This is a genomic window from Mesorhizobium sp. WSM1343, assembly GCF_055901535.1.
This window is the reverse complement of the sequence record NZ_CM148370.1, coordinates 5,367,129-5,389,439: the sequence shown is the minus strand read 5'-3', so window position 1 is coordinate 5,389,439 and position 22,311 is coordinate 5,367,129. Positions and strand designations below refer to the sequence as shown.

21 protein-coding genes are annotated in these 22,311 nt (G+C 63.5%); 19 read left to right on the top strand and 2 right to left on the bottom strand.

Annotated features, from left to right (window positions below):
• Positions 1–5: 5 nt before the first annotated feature.
• The 12 genes from AC0NIL_RS26385 to AC0NIL_RS26330 all read left to right on the top strand — a co-directional run bounded on the left by AC0NIL_RS26385 (position 6) and on the right by AC0NIL_RS26330 (position 11,604).
• Complete coding sequence (locus AC0NIL_RS26385; protein ID WP_063171597.1) at positions 6–806, top strand: beta/alpha barrel domain-containing protein; 801 nt, start codon at positions 6–8, stop codon at positions 804–806.
• A 3-nt stretch (positions 807–809) separates the two neighbouring features.
• On the top strand, positions 810–1,760 hold the full coding sequence (locus tag AC0NIL_RS26380; RefSeq protein WP_024502558.1) for a PfkB family carbohydrate kinase: 951 nt from the start codon (positions 810–812) through the stop codon (positions 1,758–1,760).
• 89 nt (positions 1,761–1,849) lie between these two features.
• Positions 1,850–2,995 carry an ABC transporter ATP-binding protein gene (locus AC0NIL_RS26375; protein ID WP_063167588.1) on the top strand — a complete coding sequence of 382 codons (1,146 nt, stop codon included), beginning with the start codon at positions 1,850–1,852 and terminating at the stop codon, positions 2,993–2,995.
• Positions 2,996–3,105: 110 nt separating this feature from the next.
• Positions 3,106–4,353, top strand: coding sequence for an ABC transporter substrate-binding protein (locus AC0NIL_RS26370; RefSeq protein ID WP_473572742.1), 1,248 nt, complete (start codon positions 3,106–3,108; stop codon positions 4,351–4,353).
• A 138-nt stretch (positions 4,354–4,491) separates the two neighbouring features.
• Entirely contained in the window at positions 4,492–5,388 is an 897-nt protein-coding gene (locus AC0NIL_RS26365) for a carbohydrate ABC transporter permease (RefSeq protein ID WP_013532947.1), read from the top strand.
• A 5-nt stretch (positions 5,389–5,393) separates the two neighbouring features.
• On the top strand, positions 5,394–6,236 hold the full coding sequence (locus AC0NIL_RS26360; RefSeq protein WP_473572741.1) for a carbohydrate ABC transporter permease: 843 nt from the start codon (positions 5,394–5,396) through the stop codon (positions 6,234–6,236).
• A gap of 63 nt (positions 6,237–6,299) precedes the next feature.
• Complete coding sequence (locus tag AC0NIL_RS26355) at positions 6,300–7,121, top strand: sugar phosphate isomerase/epimerase family protein (RefSeq protein ID WP_473572740.1); 822 nt, start codon at positions 6,300–6,302, stop codon at positions 7,119–7,121.
• Positions 7,122–7,132: 11 nt separating this feature from the next.
• A complete protein-coding gene (locus tag AC0NIL_RS26350; protein WP_473572739.1) occupies positions 7,133–8,209 on the top strand; it encodes a Gfo/Idh/MocA family protein in 1,077 nt (358 codons plus the stop codon).
• Entirely contained in the window at positions 8,209–9,027 is an 819-nt protein-coding gene (locus tag AC0NIL_RS26345; RefSeq protein ID WP_024502562.1) for a sugar phosphate isomerase/epimerase family protein, read from the top strand. Before AC0NIL_RS26350 ends, AC0NIL_RS26345 begins: the two co-directional genes overlap by 1 nt.
• Positions 9,027–9,860 (top strand): alpha/beta fold hydrolase, encoded by an 834-nt coding sequence (locus AC0NIL_RS26340; protein ID WP_473572738.1) that lies wholly within the window; start codon positions 9,027–9,029, stop codon positions 9,858–9,860. The genes AC0NIL_RS26345 and AC0NIL_RS26340 overlap by 1 nt, the downstream gene beginning before the upstream one ends.
• Positions 9,857–10,579 carry a ribulose-phosphate 3-epimerase gene (locus tag AC0NIL_RS26335; protein ID WP_127367811.1) on the top strand — a complete coding sequence of 241 codons (723 nt, stop codon included), beginning with the start codon at positions 9,857–9,859 and terminating at the stop codon, positions 10,577–10,579. Before AC0NIL_RS26340 ends, AC0NIL_RS26335 begins: the two co-directional genes overlap by 4 nt.
• A complete protein-coding gene (locus tag AC0NIL_RS26330) occupies positions 10,576–11,604 on the top strand; it encodes an ROK family protein (protein WP_024502565.1) in 1,029 nt (342 codons plus the stop codon). Before AC0NIL_RS26335 ends, AC0NIL_RS26330 begins: the two co-directional genes overlap by 4 nt.
• A gap of 67 nt (positions 11,605–11,671) precedes the next feature.
• On the opposite strand, the gene AC0NIL_RS26325 is transcribed toward AC0NIL_RS26330, so the two are convergent.
• A complete protein-coding gene (locus AC0NIL_RS26325; RefSeq protein WP_275953813.1) occupies positions 11,672–13,000 on the bottom strand; it encodes a dicarboxylate/amino acid:cation symporter in 1,329 nt (442 codons plus the stop codon).
• A 169-nt stretch (positions 13,001–13,169) separates the two neighbouring features.
• On the opposite strand from AC0NIL_RS26325, the gene AC0NIL_RS26320 reads away from it, so the two are divergent.
• The 3 genes from AC0NIL_RS26320 to AC0NIL_RS26310 are packed head-to-tail and all read left to right on the top strand — an operon-like array spanning position 13,170 to position 16,935.
• A complete protein-coding gene (locus AC0NIL_RS26320; protein ID WP_275953812.1) occupies positions 13,170–15,128 on the top strand; it encodes a sensor histidine kinase in 1,959 nt (652 codons plus the stop codon).
• The gene (locus tag AC0NIL_RS26315; protein ID WP_275953811.1) at positions 15,125–16,516 is read left to right on the top strand and encodes a sigma-54-dependent transcriptional regulator; all 1,392 of its coding nucleotides are present in this window, start codon (positions 15,125–15,127) and stop codon (positions 16,514–16,516) included. The genes AC0NIL_RS26320 and AC0NIL_RS26315 overlap by 4 nt, the downstream gene beginning before the upstream one ends.
• Entirely contained in the window at positions 16,513–16,935 is a 423-nt protein-coding gene (locus AC0NIL_RS26310; RefSeq protein ID WP_473572737.1) for a GNAT family N-acetyltransferase, read from the top strand. The genes AC0NIL_RS26315 and AC0NIL_RS26310 overlap by 4 nt, the downstream gene beginning before the upstream one ends.
• Here the strand turns inward: AC0NIL_RS26310 and AC0NIL_RS26305 are convergent.
• Positions 16,932–18,047 (bottom strand): anhydro-N-acetylmuramic acid kinase, encoded by a 1,116-nt coding sequence (locus AC0NIL_RS26305; protein WP_275953809.1) that lies wholly within the window; start codon positions 18,045–18,047, stop codon positions 16,932–16,934. The two genes, AC0NIL_RS26310 and AC0NIL_RS26305, sit on opposite strands and share 4 nt — an antisense overlap.
• A gap of 370 nt (positions 18,048–18,417) precedes the next feature.
• Between AC0NIL_RS26305 and AC0NIL_RS26300 the strand changes: the two genes are divergently transcribed.
• The 4 genes from AC0NIL_RS26300 (at position 18,418) to cuyB (ending at position 22,310) form a co-directional block, all read left to right on the top strand.
• Positions 18,418–19,107, top strand: coding sequence for an SDR family NAD(P)-dependent oxidoreductase (locus AC0NIL_RS26300; RefSeq protein ID WP_127366292.1), 690 nt, complete (start codon positions 18,418–18,420; stop codon positions 19,105–19,107).
• Between the two features lie 205 nt (positions 19,108–19,312).
• Positions 19,313–20,152, top strand: coding sequence for a substrate-binding periplasmic protein (locus AC0NIL_RS26295; protein WP_275953808.1), 840 nt, complete (start codon positions 19,313–19,315; stop codon positions 20,150–20,152).
• Between the two features lie 92 nt (positions 20,153–20,244).
• Positions 20,245–21,516, top strand: coding sequence for a dicarboxylate/amino acid:cation symporter (locus AC0NIL_RS26290; RefSeq protein ID WP_275953807.1), 1,272 nt, complete (start codon positions 20,245–20,247; stop codon positions 21,514–21,516).
• On the top strand, positions 21,513–22,310 hold the full coding sequence (cuyB, locus tag AC0NIL_RS26285; RefSeq protein ID WP_275953806.1) for a cysteate racemase: 798 nt from the start codon (positions 21,513–21,515) through the stop codon (positions 22,308–22,310). Before AC0NIL_RS26290 ends, cuyB begins: the two co-directional genes overlap by 4 nt.
• Position 22,311 lies beyond the last annotated feature (1 nt).

The window sequence follows — 22,311 nt, the reverse complement described above, 5'->3', positions numbered from 1 at the left end:
GACTCATGAGCCTCGGAACCAAGGTGCGCCTGGCGCGCCTCTTCTCACATCCATCGGGGAATCTTTTTGGCGGCGCGGTCGACCACTTTGTCGGCTATGGCGACGTGCGCAAAGGAGGTCTTGCCGACCTGCCGGGTGCGCTTGCACGCGTCATGGTAGGCAAACCCGACTACGTCAGCATCCAGCCTGGCACCGCGCGCCATCTGTGGCCGCAATATGCGGGCAAGGCTTCCCTGGTGATCCAGGCCGGCTGCTTCACCCCAGACGATCGCATCAGTGAACTGATTGCAACGCCCGAGGATGCGGTGCGCGCCGGCGCCGATGCGTTGGCCGTGGCCATTCCGGTGCGCGGCGCGACCGAGGGAAAATACATACGCTGGCTGACCGATTCGGTGAACGCGGCGGCTCGTTACGGCATGCCGGTGGTAGCGCATATCTACCCTCGCGATTTCACCGACGGGGCAAAAATCGTCTTCACCCCCGACGAGATCGCCTATGCGGCACGCATCGGCTACGAGTCCGGCGTCGATGTGATCAAGATCGGTTACACGGGCGATTTCGAGTCGTTCCGAGAGACCGTTCGGACCTGCCCGGTGCCGGTTGTGATCGCTGGTGGTCCGAAGACCGACACGCTGCTCGGCGCCCTTCAACAGACGGCGGACGCCATCCGTGCAGGCGCGCGCGGTGCCGTGGTGGGCCGCAATCTATGGGGGCACGGCGATCCGGAAAAGGCAGCGATCGCCTTTCGGGGCGTCATCCATGACGGCCTTTCGGCGCAAGACGCCTTGACGAAGGCGGGTGCCTGAACGATGCCCGCCGTCCCTTCAATCCTCGGCTTCGGAGCTATTGCGATCGACGACATCGTCTATGTCGATCAGCCGTTGTCGGCGGGCAAGGGGAAGGTTTTGCAAAGTGCCCGAGCTTTCGGGGGAAACGTCGCGACGGCACTTGCCGCCGTCGCGCGGCTCGGCGGAAGCGCAGGGTTCGTCGGATGGCTGGGCAGTGCCGCCGACGACGCCGTGTTGTGCGATCTCGTTGCGAGCGGCGTTGAAACCGCGTTCGCGCCGCGCCACCCGCACGCGCGCCCGGTGCGCTCGCGGATCACCGTCGGTTCGGATGGGGAGCGGTTCATCGCGTATGACGACGAAGCGATGCTGGGCACCGCGCCGGACTTTCCGGACGAGGTTCTCAGCCGCGCGACTGTCCTGATCGTCGACAGTTACGGGATCGGGTCGCTGGATGTCGTGGCTCGGGCTCGCGATCTCGGCCTTGCGATCCTCGGCGATGTCGAATGGAGCCACGGCCCGGCCACCGAGAGACTGATCGGGCTCTGCGACCATCTCATTCTTCCGCTCGGCTTTGCGCGGACCGCCACCGGCCGCCAGGCTCCGGCCGAGATACTCGATGCATTGTGGTTGCCGTCGCGGTCCGCCGTGGTTCTGACGGATGGCGGCAGAGGCGTCTTCTATCGCGGACGCGACGAGACAGGGCTCTGGCACCTGCCTCCGCACCGGGTTGCCGTCGTCGACTCGACCGGCGCCGGTGACTGCTTTCATGGCGCCTATGCCCTTGCATTGACGCGCGGGGCCGACACCGCAGGCCGGGTCGCATTCGCGGCCGCGGCGGCGGCCCTTTCGATAACGGGGCGGGGCGGGCGCGAGGCGCTTCCGACCGATGACCAGGTCAAGGAACTCCTGGCATCGACGAACGCGCCGTCGGCAGTCGAACTGAAATATGCGCGGCTTGATACCGGAACATAGCCTGAACTATCCGAGGAAAAATTTCGCAGGTGAGCGTAAGCCGAGGACAATCATAAGAATCAATGGCTTAGACTTGTGGAGGGAGGAATATGGCAGAAGTCGTTCTTGAGAATATCTGCAAGACATACGGGAACAATTTTCACGCAATCGACCAATTGAACCTGTCGGTCAAGGACGGCGAGTTCTTGATTCTCGTGGGGCCGTCCGGCTGTGGCAAATCCACCGCGTTGCGGATGATCGCGGGATTGGAGGACGTCACCAGCGGCAGCCTCCGGATCGGCGGGGTCGACGTCGTCGACATGCCGCCCAAGGACCGCGACATCGCGATGGTCTTCCAGAGCTACGCTCTCTACCCGCATATGACCGTGTTCGAAAACATCGGCTTTTCGATGCGGCTGGCAGGCAAGCCGAAGGCCGAGCGCAAAAAGCGCGTGGACGAGATCGCCAAAACCCTTCAACTGACGTCTCTGCTGGACAGCAAACCCGCGAACCTTTCAGGCGGACAGCGTCAAAGGGTTGCCATGGGCCGCGCCATGGTGCGCGAGCCGGCAGCCTTTCTCATGGACGAACCCCTTTCCAATCTGGACGCGAAACTGCGTGTTCAAATGCGCGCCGAAATCACCAGTCTGCAAAAGCAGCTCGGCGTAACGACCATATATGTGACCCACGACCAAACCGAAGCCATGACGATGGGCGACAGGGTCGCGGTGTTGAAAGGCGGCGTGCTGCAGCAGGTCGACGCACCCAAGAGGCTCTATGAATCGCCGGTGAACGCTTTCGTTGCCGGCTTCATCGGGTCTCCTTCGATGAATCTTTTCGAGGCAACCCTGACGGGCGACGAACTGATGTCCGGCGCCTTGGCCATCCGGCTGCAGGATGCAGCCTTCGTGCGCAGGCCGGGCTTGAGGTCGTATGCGGGGCGCAAGGTCGTGTTCGGGATACGACCGGAGGATCTCTATGACAGCAGTCTCGAATCGGGCCGCAAGTATCAGACGATTCCGGCAAAGGTGACCTCGATCGAAGAACTCGGATCCGAACAAATCGTCCATCTCAACATCGATGCGGTCCGGGTGGACTCCGGCGACCCTGACGCGGTGCAGGATTTCGGCCTGGCGTCGAATGCGGTGGCGAAATTCGAACCGGTCAGCACAGTCCGCTCCGGCTCGGAAATCAGCTTGGCCCTGGATGATGCCAAGCTCCATTTCTTCGACCCCGAGACGCATCTGGCAATCTGAATATCAGCGATGAGACCCGCGGGCGAGGGTGAGGCGCCTGCGTAAGAAGACTTCTGAATAATCAGACGATCGGCCGCATTGTGCGGGCGAATATAAAGAAGGAGGAGAAAATGACGTTTCGTATTAAATCCGCGATGCTGAAAATAGCCGCGGCCGCATGGTTGCTTGGCGCAACCGGCGCCATGGCGGATACGACGCTGGAATTCACCCAATGGTGGGAGCCCGAATTGCCGGCTGGCTCGCTCAGGTCAATCATGGACGAGTTCGAGGCGGCAAACCCCGGAATCAAGGTGACGCTGGTCAGCGGCCCCTACGCCACCACGCGAGACCAGATCTCGGTTGGTGCTGCAACCGGAACGCTCAGCGACGTCGTCGGTCTCGACGGCGCCTGGGTGAACAATCTGAATGCGCAGGGCGCACTCGCCGACATGAATCCGATGATGGATGCGAGCGGTTTCGACAAGAGCCAGGTCGCGGATATCATCAAGGTGGACGGCAAGGCCGTGATGTTTCCCGTGGCTTCGTTCGTCTATCCGGTCTTCGTGAATTTGGACCTCGCCGCCAAGGCGGGCGTGACCAAGCTGCCGTCGACCCGTGCGGAGTTTCTCGAAGCCGCCAAGAAGATGACGCACGCCGACCAGAACCAGTATGGCTGGGTGCTGCCCCTGTCGCTGCAAACGCCATCCGGCGTCCAGAACGACATGATGTCGTGGGTTTGGGCTTCGGGCCAGTCGATGATGGCGAGCGGCAAGCCGGACCTTGAGGGCAAACCGGTGGTGGATATGCTCACTTTCGTCAAATCACTCAATGACGCCGGCACCATCTCGCCCGGCATCGCCACCAAGACCGAGCAGGAAAAGGTCGAGGAGTTCGTCAACAACCGCGTCGGGATGATGATCGACTCGCTCGCGCATGTGAACCTCATCCGCGAGCGCAATCCCAAGCTGAACTTCGACCTCATCCCGGTCCCTGTCGTGGAAAACTATACCGGCAAGCGCGGCCTTCCCTATGCCTCCTGGGGCATCGGCATCTCTGCGGCTTCGAAACATCAGGAAGAGGCCTGGAAACTCGTCCAATATCTGATGAGTGAAAAGGTCAACGCCAAGCTCGTGTCGCTTGCAAACGCCTTCCCGGGCAACGTCAACGCCAAGCCCGATTTCGTGACCTCGGACAAGGCTTTCGGCAAGGCTTTTGAAATCTTCAAGACCGGTCATCTCGCCAATGAGTTCACGGGCCTGCCGGTGGCTGAAGACCTGATGACCCAGTTCGACGTGCAAGCCCAGAAGATGCTCGCCGGCGAGCAGTCTCCGGAACAAGCAGCCGCCGCCGCTCAGAAGGGCTGGATGGCGAAATTCTGATCGGCCTGTTCCCGTTTGCTGTCTTCGACCGGGTGACCTGACTTCGGGCAGGCCACCCGGCAACAACGGATCGGCATTCTGAGTGGACTTGTTTTTGAAAGCTTACCTTCCCTTGAAGGCGTATCCCAAGGTTGGCACATGACCCGGCAAAAGCGCTCCCACCACAAGCTCAAACGAGCGGTCGCACCCTACCTCTATCTGTCGCCCTCGCTGCTCATAATCGGGCTCCTGATGCTGCTGCCGATGGTGACGGTGATTGCCTACTCGTTCCAGAACAGCGCGGTGCTGCGTCGTGACCCATCCTTTGCCGGACTGAAGCACTACCAGGCGATCTTCGACGACCCCGTGTTCTGGGCTTCGCTGTGGCACACGCTCTACTTCACATGCATGAGTGTCATTTTCCACATGACCATCGGCATGGTCTTCGCGCTCATGCTGAACAGCGACCGCATCAATCCGGCGCTGCGCAACATTCTGCGCGTGCTCTACATACTGCCCTGGCTGTTCACCGCGGTGATCATCGCCGTGATCTGGCGCCTCCTGCTTGAGCCGAACGGTGTCGTGAACAGTATTCTCATGCAAATCGGCATCATCGGTTCCAAGGTCGAATGGTTTTCCTCGCCTGAGACCGCGCTGCATGCAGTCACTTTTGCCAATATCTGGGCGGGCTACCCGCTCTTCATGGTCAGTTTGCTCGCGGGTTTGCAGGGCATTCCCAAGGATTTCTACGAGGCCGCCGATATCGACGGGGCGAAAGCCTACCAGAAGCTGATCTTCATCACTATTCCGCAGCTGATGCCGATCATCATCAGCATCTCGCTGCTCGACTTCATCTGGACCATGCAGGTCTTCCCGCTAATCTGGATAACGACGGGCGGTGGCCCGATCTACTCGACCGAGGTCCTCAGCACCTACACGTACAAGCTGGCATTTTCGAGCTACAACCTGTCGCAGGCTTCGGCCAGCGCCGTGGTCATCCTGCTGATCTCTCTCGGCCTGACGCTGTTCTATATTCGCTATCAAAAGGCTCGGTAATCACCATGAGGAAAAGGCACACGCCGAAAGACAGGCTGATCACCGTCGCGCTCCATGTAGCGCTTGCAGCAGGGCTCTTTTTCGCGGCATTCCCGATCTACTGGATGCTGAGCAGCTCGTTCAAATCGAATACCGAAATCTTTGCCCTGCCACCAACCATCCTGCCAAAGGCGTTCACGCTGGAAGCGTATGCAGCCATCCTTGGCGACCCGGTAAAGCTGCGCTTCTTCTTCAACAGCTATTTCGTGGCGGGAGCGGTGACCGTGCTGACGGTGCTGGTCGCCTTGCTGGCGGCCTACGGGTTCAGCCGCTTCAACTTCCGCGGCAAGGGCAGCCTGAACACAATCATCATCAGCACGCAGACGATTCCGCCGATCACACTTTTGATCCCCTTCTTCGGGCTTGTCGTCTCATACGGTATCTTCGACACCTACGTCGCACTGATCCTGACCTACCTGGTGTTTACGCTGCCCTACGCGATCCTGCTGATGACGGGATATCTGAACACCTTGCCCCGCGATCTCGATGAAGCCGTGGCTGTCGACGGCGGCAGCAGCTGGACCGCGCTTTGGCGGGTGATTGTCCCGATTTCACTGCCTGGTATCGTGGCGACGTCGGTCTACACCTTCCTGTTGTGCTGGAACGAATTTCTCTTTGCGCTGACGCTGACGAAGTCGACGTCCATGCGCACGGTCCCGATCGGCATCCAGCTGTTGATGGGGCAGCATGCCTTCGAATGGAACCAGATGATGGCGATGAGCGTGCTCGGCTCGCTACCGCTCTTGCTCATCTACCTCGTTGCCCAGAGGTACTTCCTCGCCGGCATGACCGCGGGCTCGGTCAAGTAGGATGTTCATCCCACGGCGACGCAGGGTGGCATCAATCAATAAGCGGTATCAAGGATTGAAAGGATGAACGTGAAAGACCTCAAAGTCGGCTGCCAGACCTTCACCTGGGAAATGCTGGGAGACCGGTTCACCGGCGGCCCCGACGATCTGCTGAGGGCGATCTCTGACGGTGGCTATGCCGGCATCGAGATCACCGACACCATGATCGGACATTATGGCGACAAGCCGGAGGAGTTCGCCGCCGCGCTGAAGACGTCGGGGCTGACGCTGGTTTCCTTCGCCTTTGGCTCGAACAGTGGCTTTACGCTGAAGGAGAAGATCGGCGACGATCTCGAGACCGCCAAACGCTGGATCGGCTTCGCGGCTGCGTTCCCGGGCGCGCTGGTCTCGATGGGCTCGGCGACCGTCGTGTCCGACGGTCCGCGCGACGAGAAGTTCGCCATCGCGGCCGAGGTCTACAACCAGGCCGGCGAGCTTGGCCGCAGGGCCGGTGTTCAGGTCGCGGTGCATCCAAGCTCGCACCACAACACGCTGCTGTTCGACCGCGCCGATTACGATGCGATCTTTGCCTTGCTCGACCCCGACCTGATCGGCTGGGTACCGGATACCGGCCATATACTGCGCGGCCACAAGGACATGTCCGATACGCTGCGCACCTACCGCGACCGCATCCGCTACATCCACCTCAAGGACGTCGACGCCAACGGCACCTGGGCCATGCTCGGCAAGGGCGTCTGCGACACGCCGGCGGTGATCGAGATCGCCAACACCGCACCGCGCTTCAATGGCTGGCTGGTGCTGGAGGAGGAATCCGAAACGGCCGCCGCCGATCCCGCCGGCGCGGTAAAAACCAACCGCCAGACAATGCGCAGCTTGGGCGCCTGAAGAACGAGACGATGATCAAGAAACAAGACAGACGCCTCAGGGTCGGTGTGCTCGGCTGCGGCCCCATCGCGCAGTTCGCGCATCTGCAATCCTGCGGGAAGGCTGGGAATGCCGACCTCTACGCCATCTGCGACGCGGCACCCGATCTGCTCGCCCGCATGGGCGCCACCTACGAGCCGCAAAAGATGTATGCCGACTACGACGCCATGCTCGCCGATCCCGAACTGGAAGCGGTGATCGTCGCCACGTCGGACGCCTATCACGTGCCGATGTCGATCAAGGCGCTCGATGCGGGAAAGCATGTCCTGTGCGAAAAGCCGATCGGCACCTCGGTGGAGGAAGGCGAGGCGCTGGCCCAGGCGGTCAGGCGCTCGGGCAAGGTGCTGCAGGTCGGGCATATGAAGCGCTTCGACCCGGCGCTGGAGGCGGCGCGCGACTTCGTGCGCGACGAGATCGGCGAGGTGCTGGCGCTGAAGGCCTGGTACTGCGATTCCAGCCATCGCTACACCAACACCGATGCCATTCAGCCGCTGCCGGTCACCAGCAAGCTGGCGAAGAAGCCGACCGGCAATCCCAAGGCTGATCTCAGGCAATATTTCATGCTGGCGCACGGCTCGCATCTCGTCGATACGGCGCGTTTCCTGTGCGGCGAAATCGTTGCCGTGCGCGCCCGCCTCAACGAACGCTTCGGCGCCTATTGCTGGTTCGTCGAGACCGAATTCGCCAGCGGCGCGCTCGGCCATCTCGACCTGACGGTTGCCGTCCGCATGGACTGGCACGAAGGTTTTCAGCTCTATGGCGAGAACGGCTCCGTCATCGCGAAAACCTTCAACCCCTGGTACTTCCGCGCCAGCGAGGTCGAGATCTTTTACGAGAAGACCGCCACCGCCCACAAGCCGCTCGGCGCCGACGGCCACTTCTTCCGCCGCCAACTGGAAGGCCTAGCGGATACAGTCCTGAACGGCACGCCGATGCGCGGCGCCAATGTCGAGGACGGCATCGCCTCGATCCGCGCCATGGTCGCCATCGCGCGTTCGGTCGAGACAGGTGAACGGGTCGAACTCGCCTCGGTTTCGGGAGCGGTCTGATGCGTCTCGGCATTTTCGCCAAGACATTTGCCGGCACAGAGCCGGCTGCCGTGCTGACGGCGGTTAAGCAGGCTGGCTATGAGACGACGCAGTTCAATCTAGCCTGCGCCGGCCTGCCGTCGATGCCGGATGTCGTGCCGGCGGAAGCAGTCACTTCCACCCGCGCCGCAGCACAATCGACCGGGGTTGCACTCGCCGCACTGTCGGGCACCTACAACATGGCGCATCCCGACAAGGCTGTGCGCGACGACGGTCTTCGCCGTCTTGCCGTCGTCATCGAGACGGCGGCGGCCCTCGGTATTCCGCTGGTCACGCTCTGCACCGGCTCGCGCAACGCCGCCGATCAGTGGGCGTATCATCCCGACAATAGCACGCCGGCGGCCTGGTCCGACATGGCCGCCGAGATGGAGAAAGCGCTGGCGGTTGCCGAAGACGCCGGCGTCGATCTCGGCATCGAGCCCGAGCAGGCCAACATCGTTACCTCGGCCAGGGACGCGACCAGGCTGATTGCCGAAATGGGATCGAAGCATCTGAAGATCGTGCTCGATCCGGCGAACCTGTTCGAGCACGCGACGCCACACGAAGCGCGCGCCATCGTCGCCGCCGCGATCGACGAGGCTGCCGGCCATATCGCCATGGCGCACGCCAAGGATCGCTCTGGTGACGGCCGCTTTGCCACCGCCGGACAAGGCATCGTCGATTTTCCGCATTTTGTTTCACGGCTGAAGGCAGCGGGCTTCGACGGATCGCTCGTCACCCACGGGCTGTCCGCCGATGAAGCCCCCGGCGTCGCAGCCTTTCTGCGGGGACTCCTCTGATGGGCGCCGCGCCGGCGATCCTGCTTCGCGACGATGCATCGCTTCGTGTCTTCGACACGGGGCAGGGCAGGCCTCCCGTCGTCTTCCAGCACGGCCTCGGCGGTGATGCGGCACAAGTGGCGCAGAACTTTCCCGATGGTCCTTCATACCGCCGACTGACCGTCGAATGTCGCGCTCAGGGCGGCTCCGGCGCCGGCAGCAAGCGTCCTTTTTCGATCGAGATGTTCGCCGACGACGTGTTGGCTGCCGCCGATGCCGCCGGCCTCGACCGTTTCGTCGCCGGCGGCATCTCGATGGGCGCGGCAATCGCCTTGCGGCTTGCGGCCCGGCACCCGGATAGGGTCACAGGTCTGGTGCTTGTTCGCCCTGCCTGGGCTTTCGACGCGGCACCGCAAAACATGCGCCCTTACGTGGAAGTGGCGGAGCTCATCCTCAGCCGTCCGCTGGATGACGCGCGAGATATCTTCGCGGCCTCCGCGACGGCCGCACGCTTTCGAACCGCAGCGCCGGACAATCTTGCTTCCCTGCTCGGCTTCTTCGCGCGCGCCAACGCGAATGTTTTCGCCGAGGTGATGCGAGCAATCGCAAACGATGGGCCCGGCGTGACGCGGGCAGCGGCCGCCGGCCTCGCGCTCCCGACACTCGTCATTGGCAGCGGCATCGATCTCGTCCATCCGCTGGCCACCGCGCGCAGCCTTGCAGACACCATCCCCAATGCCGCCTTTGTCGAGGTGACGCCGAAGGCCACCGACAAGGAGCGCCATTTCGCCGAAATCCGCGCCGCCATCGGCAGCTTTCTCAACACAAATTTTGACAACCAGGACCAATCATGATCTCGAAATCTCTCTCCGGCCCGGCCGCCATCGCCGAACTGCCACGCGATCGCATGATCGCCGAATTCTCGCTCTGGTCTGCCAATCTTGCCAATTTCGAGAACGACTTGAAGCGCATCGAACCCTATGTCGATCTTCATCATATCGATGTGGCGGACGGTCATTTCGCCCCGTCCTTCCTGTTCTTCCCCGACCTCGTTGCCCGCATCGCCGGGCTGACGGCGAAACCCATCCACGTCCACCTGATGGTCGATGAAGCAATCGTCGAGGCGCAGACGCGCCAGTTCATCGAAGCCGGCGCCGACATGATCAGCGTCCATGCCGAGAATGGCGAAGCGGGATTGCGCGCCGTGCGGCTGGCGCGGGAGCTCGGCGCCGAGGCGGGCGTCGTGCTCAGGCTGGAGACGCCTGTGGAAGCGGTGACGGCCTTCGTCCCGGAGGTCGCCTTCGTAACGCTTCTTGGAACCGCAATCGGCGTCAAGGGACAGAGCCTGTCGGACAAGGCCTGCGACAGGCTGGGCGCTACCCGCGCCATCCTGAGAAAGGCCGGCCGCGAGGCGCACGTGGTTCTGGCCGCCGACGGCGGCATCCGCCACGAGACCGTGCCGTTGCTGCGTGCCGCCGGCGCCGAAACCGTGGTTCTCGGTTCGCTCGCCTTCGGTGACAAGGACCTCGCCGGCCGCATCGGCTGGCTGCACGGCTTGAAGGTCGCGGCATGACAACGGAAGCCGCCCTTGCGATCGATCTTGGCGGGACGGAGCTTCGCGCCGCCTTGGTCGACCGCGAAGGCAAGATCCTGGCATTCGCGGCGGTGCCGACGCAGGCGCAGGCCGGTCCAGACGTGGTGATCGGCCAGATCGAGGCGCTGGCGGCGACCGTCCATGCCGAAGCCCCGGCACTGTCGGTCGTCGGCGTCGGTGTCGGTGCGCCGGGACCGCTTGATCCGCTGGCCGGCATCGCCGTCGGCCCGCCGACACTCACCGGCTGGCTGGATGTACCGCTTGCCGACATCCTCGAGCGGCGGCTCGGCCTGCCGGTCCGTCTGGAGAACGACGCCAATGCCGCGGCGCTCGGCGAATGGCGCTTCGGCGCCGGCCATGGCGCTCGCTCGCTGGTCTTTGTCACGGTGTCGACCGGCATCGGCGGCGGTGTCGTCGTCGATGGGCGCATCCTGCATGGCCGCCGTGGCCTTGCCGCCGAGATCGGTCACATGACCATCACCAATGAGGGCGAGCGTTGCGTGTGCGGCGTCATCGGCTGCTTCGAGGCCATCGCTTCGGGAACCGCGCTCGGCCGCCGCGCCACCGCCGCCACGGCCGCCGGCGACGGCTCTGCCTTGCGGCGCCTGTCAGCGGATGCGGAGGTGACCGGCCGCCATGTCGTCGAGGCGGCACGGCTGCGCGACGATCTTGCCTCGGCCTTGCTGGACGAGGAAGCCCGCTGGCTGGGCGTCGGCTTCACCAACCTGTTACATCTCTATTCGCCCGATGTGCTGGTCGTCGGCGGCGGCATCGCCAACGGGCTCGACCTGATGGCGCCGACCATCGAGGCAACCATCAGGCAGCGGGCCATGCGCGCCTATCGCGACGTACCGGTCGTTCCAGCACAGCTCGGCCGCCATGCCGGGCTCGTCGGCGCCGCCAGCCTTGTGCTGTTCGACGACGAGGGCACTTTGGCAGCCCGCATGCCTGTCGGCCCAAGCACATATCCGGACACACCACTGAGCAAGATCGGCACCGTCTGACGTGCGACTGCATGACAAAGGCCGCAGGCAGCATGCCTCCGGCCTTTTACGCATAAGCCACGCGTGGTTACTCGGCGGGGACGACATCCGCCGGCAGGCTGTCATCAGCCGTGTCCGCCAGCGCCCTCGCCAGCTTGGCCTCGTCGAGTTCGCCTTCCCAGCGCGCCACCACCAGCGTGGCGACGGCATTGCCAACGAAGTTGGTCAGCGCCCGGCATTCCGACATGAAGCGGTCGACGCCGAGGATCAGCGCCATACCGGCGACCGGCACCGCCGGAACCACCGACAGCGTGGCGGCAAGGGTGATGAAGCCTGCTCCGGTGATGCCGGCGGCACCCTTGGACGAGAGCATGGCCACCAGCAGCAGCAGGATCTGGTCACCCATCGACAGGTGGATGTTGGTCGCCTGTGCGATGAACAGCGCCGCCAAGGTCATGTAGATGTTGGTGCCGTCGAGGTTGAAGGAATAGCCGGTCGGTATGACCAGACCGACCACCGAGCGCTTGGCGCCGGCCTTCTCCATCTTTTCCATCAGCGAGGGCAGGGCGGCCTCCGACGAGGAGGTGCCCAGCACCAAAAGCAGCTCTTCCTTGATGTAGCGGATCAGCGACAGGATGGAGAATCCGTTGTAGCGGCAGACCGCACCCAGCACGATGAACACGAACAGGAACGACGTCACGTAGAAGGTGCCGACCAGCATGGCGAGATTGATGACCGCGCCGATGCCGTATTTGCCGATGGTGAAGGCCATGGCGCCGAAGGCACCGATGGGGGCGGCCTTCATCAGCACGCTGACCAGCTTGAAGATCGGCGTCGTCAGTGCCTGCAGGAAGTTGAGCACGGGCATGCCCTTGTCGCCGACCAGCGCCAGCGCGATGCCGAACAGCACCGAGAAGAACAGCACCTGCAGGATGTCGCCGTCGGCGAAGGCGCCGACGATGGTCGACGGGATGATGTTCATCAGGAACCCGGTGACCGACTGATCGTGCGCCTTGGCGGCGTAGGTGTTGACGGTCGAGGCGTCGAGCGTCGCCGGGTCGATGTTGAAGCCGGCGCCCGGCTGCACGACATTGGCGACGACAAGGCCGATGATCAGCGCCAACGTCGAAAAGGTGAGGAAATAGAGCATCGCCTTGCCGGCAACACGCCCGACCTTCTGCAGGTCGCTCATGCCGGCAATGCCCGTTGTCACGGTCAGGAAGATGACCGGGGCGATGATCATCTTGACCAGCTTGATGAAGGCGTCGCCGAGCGGCTTCATGCTCTCGCCGACCGACGGATAGAAATGGCCGAGCAGGATGCCGACGGTGATCGCGACGAGCACCTGCACGTATAGTTGGGCATAGAAAGGTTTGCGCTGCGCGGCAAGCGCGCCTGATTGGTCTGCGATGTGCATCGAACTCTCCCTGGCCGGATGGGCGAAAACGGATCGCCTGCGTGACTTCTCCCATCGCGGCGCTCCGGTCGCACGCCGCTGAAAGCAGTTTTGCAAGCGTCGTGCCAGATCGGGGAAAGGCCGGAATCGCGGATTTCCGCCTTTGTCAGAGGTCGCGCGGACAATACTTGTGCGGATTTCCGCACAAGTGGCGTTTGCCTGGGCGGATTTTCGCATTACACTGACCGGAAAGCCGCGAAGAAAAGGGAGAGGGCAGACGCCGCAGGCAGGCACCGATAGCGAATCCCAAGGGTTTGCCGGCCGTGAGTTGCTGCGCGAGGCGGTGGCCCGGCTGCGCGATGGCCGCTGGCTTGTCGTGGTCGCAGCCCTGGCTTTCCTGGCCGGCGCGATCGCCATCGCCGGGCGCATCGCCTCCGGCCAGGCGGCCGACAATCTGCGCGACACAGCACTTGCCGCTCTGCCGCTGGCGGCGGGAACGCTGACCGGCGAAATCGAAAAGCAGCGCCTGGTTCCCTTGGTGCTGGCCCGCGACGATGCTGTGCGGGGCGCGCTGCGCCGGGCCGGGAAGATGCAAGAAGCGGCCCTCAACGACAAGCTCAAGGCGATTGCCGGCGATGCCTCGGCCTCCGCCATCTATGTCATCGATACGGCAGGCATCGCCATATCAGCCAGCAATGCCGGCGAACCGACCAGCTTTGTCGGCATCGACTATAATTTCCGGCACTATTTTCAGGAGGCGATGGCGAAAGGTGCTGCCAGCCAATATGGCCTCGGCACGATCAGCGGACGGCCGGGACTCTACCTTTCGAGCCGCGTCGACGATAACGGCAAGCCGCTTGGCGTTGCGGTGTTGAAGGTCGAGCTCGACGGCGTCGAGGCAAATTGGCGTTCCAGCGGTTTCCTTGTCTTTGTCACCGATGAACGAGGCGTCGTGCTGGCCACCAGCCAGCCCGACTGGCGGTTTCGTGCGCTGGCACCACTGTCGGCCGAGGACGTGGCCGCCGCCCATGAGCAACTGCAATTGGCCGATGCTGCCTTCGAGCCGCTGCCGTTCAGACGCGGCGCCGGCGATGGCCTGGCGACGATCGACAACGCCGGAAAACCACGCCAGTTCGTCGAGGTGGTGCAGGATTTGCCCGGTGCAGTCCCAGGCTGGCGTCTGTGGCTGCTGACGCCCGCCGACGCTGCTCTCTCCTCGGCCGCCAATACGGCGCGCCTGACCACGCTCCTGGGCTTGCTGCTTCTAGGCTTGATTGCCTACGTGCTGACCCGGCGCCGGCGAACGCGCAGGCTGCGGCAGGAAGCGCTGGCGCGCATGAATGCCGAGCTCGAAAGCCGGGTCAGCACGCGAACGGCCGAGCTGACGCGCTCCAACACCGCACTTGCCGGCGAAATCGCCGAGCGCGAGAATGCCGAAGCCAAGGTCCGCCGACTGCGCGACGATCTCGCCCAGGCCAACCGGCTTTCCATCCTCGGCCAGATCGCCGCCGGCGTGGCGCATGAGATCAACCAGCCGGTCGCCGCCATCCGCACCTATGCCGAGAATGCAGGTCGTTTTCTGGACAGCGGCAAGACCGGATCGGCCAGCGGCAATCTGACATCGATCGTTTCGATGACCGAACGCATCGGCGCGATCACCGGCACCTTGCGCACTTTCGCCCGCCGGCCGGGCGTCGCCGCTTCGCCGCTGCCGGTGCGCGAGGCGATCGACGGCGCGCTGTCGCTGCTGTCAGGCCGCATACGCGATTCCGGCGTCACCATCGTCAGGCCGCGCGGCAATGCCTCGCCGGTGGTCATGGCGAGCCGCATCCGGCTGGAGCAGATCCTGGTCAATCTTTTGCAAAATGCATTGGACGCGATGAAGGACCAGCCCGATCCCCGCATCGAGATCGAACTTGCCGAGCGCGACGACAGGGTGCTGATTTCGGTGCGCGACAATGGACCCGGCCTTGGTCCGGAGGCGGCTGGCAATCTGTTCATGCCGTTCCAGACCACCAAGGAGAAGGGGCTTGGCCTGGGGCTGGTGATCTCGCAGGAGATCGCCCAGGAATTGGGCGGCACGCTGCGGCTCGATCCCGGCAATGGCAGCGGCGCATCCTTCACCATCGATTTGAGGCGAATTGAATGACAGACGGATCAGGGCTGGTCGCGCTCGTCGACGACGATGCGGACCTCCTTCACGCCACCACGCAATTGCTCGAGCTTGCCGGCTTCACGGTGGTCGCACTCGACGCCGCCGAGGCAGCACTTGCCGTCGTCGACAGGAATTTCGAGGGCGTCGTCGTCAGCGATATCCGCATGCCGGGCATGAACGGGCTGCAGCTGTTCGATCGCATCAAAGCGATCGACGCGGATATACCGGTGATCCTGGTTACCGGGCATGGCGATGTCGATCTCGCTGTGGCCGCGCTCAAGGACGGCGTTTACGATTTCATCCCGAAACCCTATGCCGGAGAACGCCTTGTCGAGGCGCTGAAACGGGCATCGGAAAAGCGGCGGCTGGTGATGGAAAACCGGCGGCTGCGCGAAGCCGCGGCATTGGCCGCCGACGGCCTGCCGCTGATCGGCGAGGCGCCTGCCATCAAGCGGTTGCGCGAGACCTTGCGCCAGATCGCCGACATGGATGTCGATGTGCTGGTCGAGGGAGAAACGGGAACCGGCAAGGAAGTGGTGGCGGACCTCCTGCACCGATGGGGGCGGCGGCGCGCAAAACCCTTCGTGGCGCTGAATTGCGGCGCCCTGCCGGAGACGGTCATCGAAAGCGAGTTGTTCGGCCACGAGGCTGGCGCGTTCACCGGCGCGCAGCGGCGGCGGATTGGCAGCATCGAGCATTCCAGCGGCGGCACGCTGTTTCTCGACGAGATCGAATCCATGCCGCCTGCGCTCCAGGTCAAGCTGCTGCGGGTGCTCGAAACGCGCAGCCTCACGCCGCTTGGCTCGAACGAGATCCGGCGCATCGATCTCAGGGTCGTCGCGGCGACCAAGGTCGATCTCGGGCGGCCGGACCAGCGCGGCGATTTTCGCGAGGATCTGTATTTTCGCCTCAACGTGGTGACGCTGCGCATTCCGCCGCTACGTGAACGCCGCGGCGATATCCCGATGCTGTTCGGGCATTTCCTCGGCAAGGCGGCCGAACGGTTTGGCCGGCCTGTCGCCAAGGTGAATGCAGCCGTCAGCGATCATCTCCAGTCGCATGACTGGCCGGGCAATGTGCGCGAGCTCGCCCATTTCGCCGATCGCGTCGCGCTCGGTCTCGGCCCGGACGAGGAGATGAAAACGGTTCGCGCGCATTCGCCGGAGCCTGCGGCAGCATTGCCCGAACGGGTCGGCCACTATGAGGCGCAACTGATCCGCGATGCGCTGCGCGACCATGGCGGCGACGTGCGCGCCGCCATCGACGCGCTCGGCGTGCCGCGCAAGACTTTTTACGACAAGCTCAAGCGCTACGGCATTGCCGCGTCCGAATTTCGCAATGGCGGCGATGCCGATACGCAACCCATCTCGGAAAAGCGATGAGCACGACACTGGAAACGACGGCAAATCCCTCGCCGCAAGACCTCACTTTTCTCAGCGAAAGGCTGACGGCGTTCAACGACGGCGATGTCGGCGCGTCCGAAAGGCAAGCGCTTGCGGTGTTCGTGCGCGACGACGCCGGCGCGGTCGTAGCCGGCATTTCCGGTTACACCGCCTGGGGCTGGCTTTATGTGCAATGGCTCTGGGTGGATGAGCGGCTGCGCGGCCAGCACACGGCCGGCAAGATGCTGGACGCAGCCGAACATGAAGCGGTGGCGCGCGGCTGTCGAAACGCCTGGATCGACACCTTCAATCCGAATGCCGCCAAGGCCTATCAGCGCCAGGGTTATCAGCCCTTTGGAACACTTGCCGACTTCCCCGTCGGCCGCAGCCGCATCTTCCTGCAGAAGAAACTGGCTTAACCGGCGAGTTTTCCGCCCTGCATCGGCCGCGGTGCGCCGGTCGTGCTCGGAAAACTGATCGGCAGCCCGCGCAGCACGCGAACCGCGAGGAAGGCAAAGCATTCCGCCTCCACCGCGTCGCCGCTCCAGCCCAGGCTCTCGGCCTGCACCACCTCGACGCCGGCGCGGCTGGCCAGCATCGCCATCATGGTCGGATTATGGCGACCTCCGCCGCTGACCACGAGTTTCTTCGGCCGGTGCGGCAAGAGGTCGAGCGCCTTTCCGACGGCCGCAGCGGTGAAGGCGGTGAGCAGCGCCGCGCCATCCTCGGCGCTTAGGCCGTCCGCCATCGCCGCGCCGAAGTCGAAACGGTCCAGCGATTTTGGGTAGGCTTTGCTGAGATAAGGGTGCTGCAGCAGCTTTGCCAAGCGCTCCTCGTCCACCTTGCCCGCCCCGCCAAGCGCGCCGTCGCGGTCCATTTCGCCGAGCCCTTTCGACTTGATGAAATCGTTCAGCGGTGCGTTGGCGGGGCCGGTATCGAAGGCAACGACATTGTCGGCACCGTCCCACCAGGTGATGTTGGCGACGCCGCCGAGATTGAGCACCGCCACCTCGCCGCTGGCGCCGGCGCTGCGCATCAGCGCGGTGTGGTAGGCCGCGGCCAAGGGCGCGCCTTGTCCGCCGGCGCGCATGTCGGCCGAACGGAAATCGTAAGCGACCTTGGTGCCCAATAACGCGTGCATCAGTTCACCGTCGCCGAGCTGCCTTGTCTGGCCAAGCCGTCCGACCTGCGGCGCACGATGCAGCACGGTCTGGCCGTGAAAACCGACGACGCCGATGTCGGCCATCGTCATGCCATAGCTCTCGACCAATTCCTTGACCGCCGCCGACTGCGCGCGCGTCAGGGCTTCTTCCGCGGTGCGGAAGATCGCCGGCTCCGGCCCGACAAAATTCCACGCCCGCGCCTGCGTCAGCGTCTCTTCCAGCAGGGAGCGGATCGACGAAGGATAGGGCATCAGCCGGTAGGTGCCGAAATCCTCGATGCGTTCGCCATCGGTCTTGATCAGCGCGACGTCGATGTTGCCGTCCAGCACCGTGCCGGTCATCAGGCCGACGGCCCAGATTGGTTCCATAGTCGTTTCCTTGTTGAGCATGATCTCTTCCGAAAACCGTTTCCCACTTTTCGGGACCGTGCTCCAGTCCCATTGATGAGATCGCCGACAGCTTTGCGAGGCCTAACGGTTCGACCGACAAAACGTTGGTCAGATGAATCCGGTTGGCGGGCAAGGTCCAAGCCTTGCCACTGTCGAAGCGGCGGTCTCGGTGCTGAAGGCCGAGCGGCCTTCGTAGCGCCACAGGCGATGCTGGACCGCGCAACGTTGGTTCTGCAGCCGTCTGGCTCAACAACCGCCGAGATGCCACCTCTTGCCTGTCAGCCCCGAAGGCGCGACCTTGCCTGATCTGGCGAACGCTTCCGCCGAAATCCGCAAGGAGTGAAAAATCATGGCATCCGATGTGGCCGTCATTGCAGGCGCCGGCGCTGGTCTGAGCGCCTCGCTTGCGCGCCTTCTCACCCGGGAAGGCTTTCGCGTGGTTCTGGCCGCCCGCAATGTCGAGAAGCTCAGCGCTCTGACCGACGAAACCGGGGCGCTGGCCGTCGAGACGGATGTTGCCGACGTTGCGTCCGTCGCCAGCCTGTTCGACACCGCAGACAAGGCCGGCCCGCTGGCGCTTGCAGTGTTCAACGCCAGCGCGCGCACCCGCGGACCGATCGCCGAGCTCGATGCCGAAGCGGTCAAACAGGCATTGCTTGTCGGCGCCTATGGCGGCTTCCTGGTCGGCCAGCAGGCGGCGCGCCGGCTGCTGGCGCGGGGTTCCGGATCGATCCTGTTCACCGGCGCCACCGCCAGTGTGAAGGGATTTCCCGGCTCAGCCGGCTTCGCCATGCCGAAATTCGGCCTGCGCGGCCTGGCGCAATCCATGGCCCGTGAACTCGCTCCGCAGAACATCCACGTCGCCCACTTCATCATCGACGGCCAGATCGAGCCGGCCGGACAGGTGGCCGATCCCGACCGGCCGGACCGCCGTCTATCGCCGGACGCCATCGCCGAGGCCTATCTTACAACCCATCGCCAGCATCGCAGCGCCTGGAGCTCGGAGCTTGAGCTGCGGCCCTGGGCAGAGACGTTTTGACAGTGCAGCTGATCGCCTAGGGCCAACTGATCGCCTGGCGGGAAGTAACGCGGTCCTTCCGCCATTCCTTTTACATTAGGCGATACTAATATTTTGTGGCTCTGAGCTGCTTATCCGATACATAAAAAAGCCCAGTGTAATATATACGTTTGTTTAACGTCGGTTGTGCATCTTGCTGGCTTTCCCGGTCTAATTGAGAACGCGTATGCCGGTTACACGTCGTACACTGCTTGCGGCCGGGAGCGGCGGGTTGCTGATCTCGCAAGCCCAGGCGGCCAACACTCCAGGACAGCAGGCGGAGAACGCCCCAACGCCGATCGCGAGCGGCGATGCCTTGCGCATCGCAATGCCGGTCTTCGCTTCCAATCCGTTCTTCCCGGCCGACGGATCGGGGGACAATGGCATAGACATGGAACTGGCCCACGGCATCGCCGCGGCGCTTGGGGTCGAGCCGGTGTTCGACCGATCCGCCGCAACGTTCGACGATATCGTCAGACAGGTCAGTTCCGGACAGGCCGACATGGCGATTGGCAAGCTCAGCAGGACGCTTCAGCGCGGCCGGTCGATCATCTATTCCCGCCCCTACGCCATGCTGCGGCAAGGGCTGATCGCCAACCGCCTCAACCTGGCGCGTATCGCGCAAGGCAAGCCGCCAGAACAGATTGTCCGTGATTTCTCAGGCGATCTCGGCGTGATCGAGGGCTCTTCCTTCGCCACTTATGCGGCCACGACTTTCCCACATGCGCAAATCCATCGCTTGGCAAGCTGGGATCTGATCATCGATGCGATCCGAAACGGGACGATCGACATGGCCTATCGCGATGATTTCGAGATCAAGAAGCTGATGGTCGACGATCCGTCGATGACAGTCGTAGCGCGCTCCATCACGCTGACCGACAAGGTCGATACGATCGCAGTCGGCGTGCGGCCGGACAATCCGCATCTCGCGGCCTTTGTCGATCTGTATCTCGACCTCGCGCGGGGTCAGCAGATTCTCAACACGGACGAGATCATCGCCCGCTATCGCCTGGGGAGCAAAGCCTGACAATGGCCATCTCCGACGTAGCCGGACCCCTGCCTTTCGATTGGCGTCTCGCGGCAAGGCGTATCTTGCGATCGCCGGTGACGACGATTGCGATGATTGCTGCAGGAATCCTGTGCGGCCTCTACTATCCAGACTTTGCCCATGCGATCAGCCCTGTCGCACAACTTTACCTGAATTTCCTCAAGATGGTCGTCCTGCCCTATTTGGTCTCGTCGGTCATCTTCTCCATCACGGCGATGGTCCAGGACCCGAAATCGGTCCGCTACCTCGGTAAGGTGGGTATGGCCGTGCTGGTCGTGTCGTTCCTGGCCGTGCTGGTGAGCGGCACCTTGTCGCTGATCCTGCAGCCGGGCCAGATCGAGAATCCCCAGTCGCGCATCGAGCTTGGCGAGTTCATCAATTCGCAAGGCAGCGTGTCCACCGATCTCGCCTTCCCGTTCCAGCCGCCGCCCTCCAATGGGGATCCCAGCGGCGGGCATTCGATCCTGCTCGACCTGGTGCCGAACAACGTCTTCAATGCGCTGGCCTCGGGACAGACCATCCAGGTTCTGCTGTTCTGCCTGCTTTTCGGGCTCGCGATGGGGAAGATTCCCCAGCCCTCGTCCATGAGCCTGACGCAGGCGCTCAACGCGGTCTACAGGGCCTGTACGGTGCTGACCAACTGGTTCATCTGGGGGTTGCCCTTTGCAACCTTCATCCTGATCGCGGACCAGACCGCGTCGACCGGAACCAAGCCGCTCACGCTGATGGGCGGTTACCTGCTGGTGATGGGTCTTTCCTGCCTCATATTCGTTGCCGGGGCCTTTGCCATTATCGCCATCCGGTCGCGACGAAGCTACTGGACGACGATCAAGACCTGCCAGCCCCTTCTCATGGTGGCCATCACCACACGCTCTACGGTCGCCTCGCTGCCATGGGTCATCAACCTTTTGAGCGAGCGCCTGCGGTTCAGCCTGGTGGTCGTGGAACTGCTGGTGCCGCTGCAGGCGGCTTTGCTGCGTACAGGCCCGGCGCTGCTCTACACTTCGGGTGCGCTGTTCATCGCCCAGCTCTACGGCCATCCGCTTGCAGTCCCCGACCTCGTGCTCGTCGGCATCATCTCGGCGCTTCTCGCGCTCACCACCGGCGGCATGGGCAGCCTGCTCATCCTGTCGCAGATGTCCATCGTCTGCGGCTACCTAAAGCTTCCCTTCGAGGCGGCGTTCGCCCTGTTCGTCGCGGTGGATGCGGCCGTGGACACGTTCATGACGCTGGCCAGCGTCTGCACCGTCGCAGCGAGTACGGCAATGATCGCTCCCAGCCACAGGGAGGCGACACAGCCTGAAACCGTCTCGGAACAGCTCGAAGCCGAGCCTGCCAGATGATCGACGACACCATCCGTCCCCAGCTCGGCATTATCGGCGGCCTGGGGCCGCTTGCATCGGCTGACTTCTACTTCAAATTGACCCGGATGACCCAGGCGTTCAGAGACAACGAACATGTGCCTGCCGTGATCCTCAGCGTACCGCAGCTGCCCGACAGGACCGAAGCCATCCTTGCCGGCCATGACGGCCCGCTGGCGCCTTTGAAAGCCGCGGTCGCGACGCTCAATGCGCTCGGCGTCGCCTGCGTCGCGATGCCGTGCAACACCGCCCATCATTGGTACGACCAACTGGCGGCGAATTCGCGCGCGGAAATCATCCATATCGGCGACGCCGTGGTGGCGGAGACGCGTCGTAGCCTGGAGCGGGGCCGGGTTGCTGTTCTCGCCACCCAAGGCACGCTGGCCTCCGGCTTCTATCAGGACAGGATGTCGGCGGCGGGATTTGAGCTCTGCCTTCCCTCGAACACCGAATTTCAGGCGTGCGTCGACAGCGCGATCAGCCTCGTCAAGGCGGGTTCGATCGTGGATGCGGCGGTTGAAACCGAGCGCGCGCTCGACATCGCGCAAGCGGCCGGCGCCGATGCCGCCCTGCTCGGCTGCACCGAACTGTCGGTGGTGGCTGCCAGCCTCAACGACGTGAATGGATTGCTCGTCATCGACAGCAATGCGGCCCTGGCGCGAGCCTGCCTGACGCGATTAGGGTTCGGTACGCAGGAAGCCCGAGGCCTGCCGACCGTATCGCGGCCGCCAGGACATGATTGGCCGATGCGCGCCAGCTTGGCCGTACTGGCGTAAC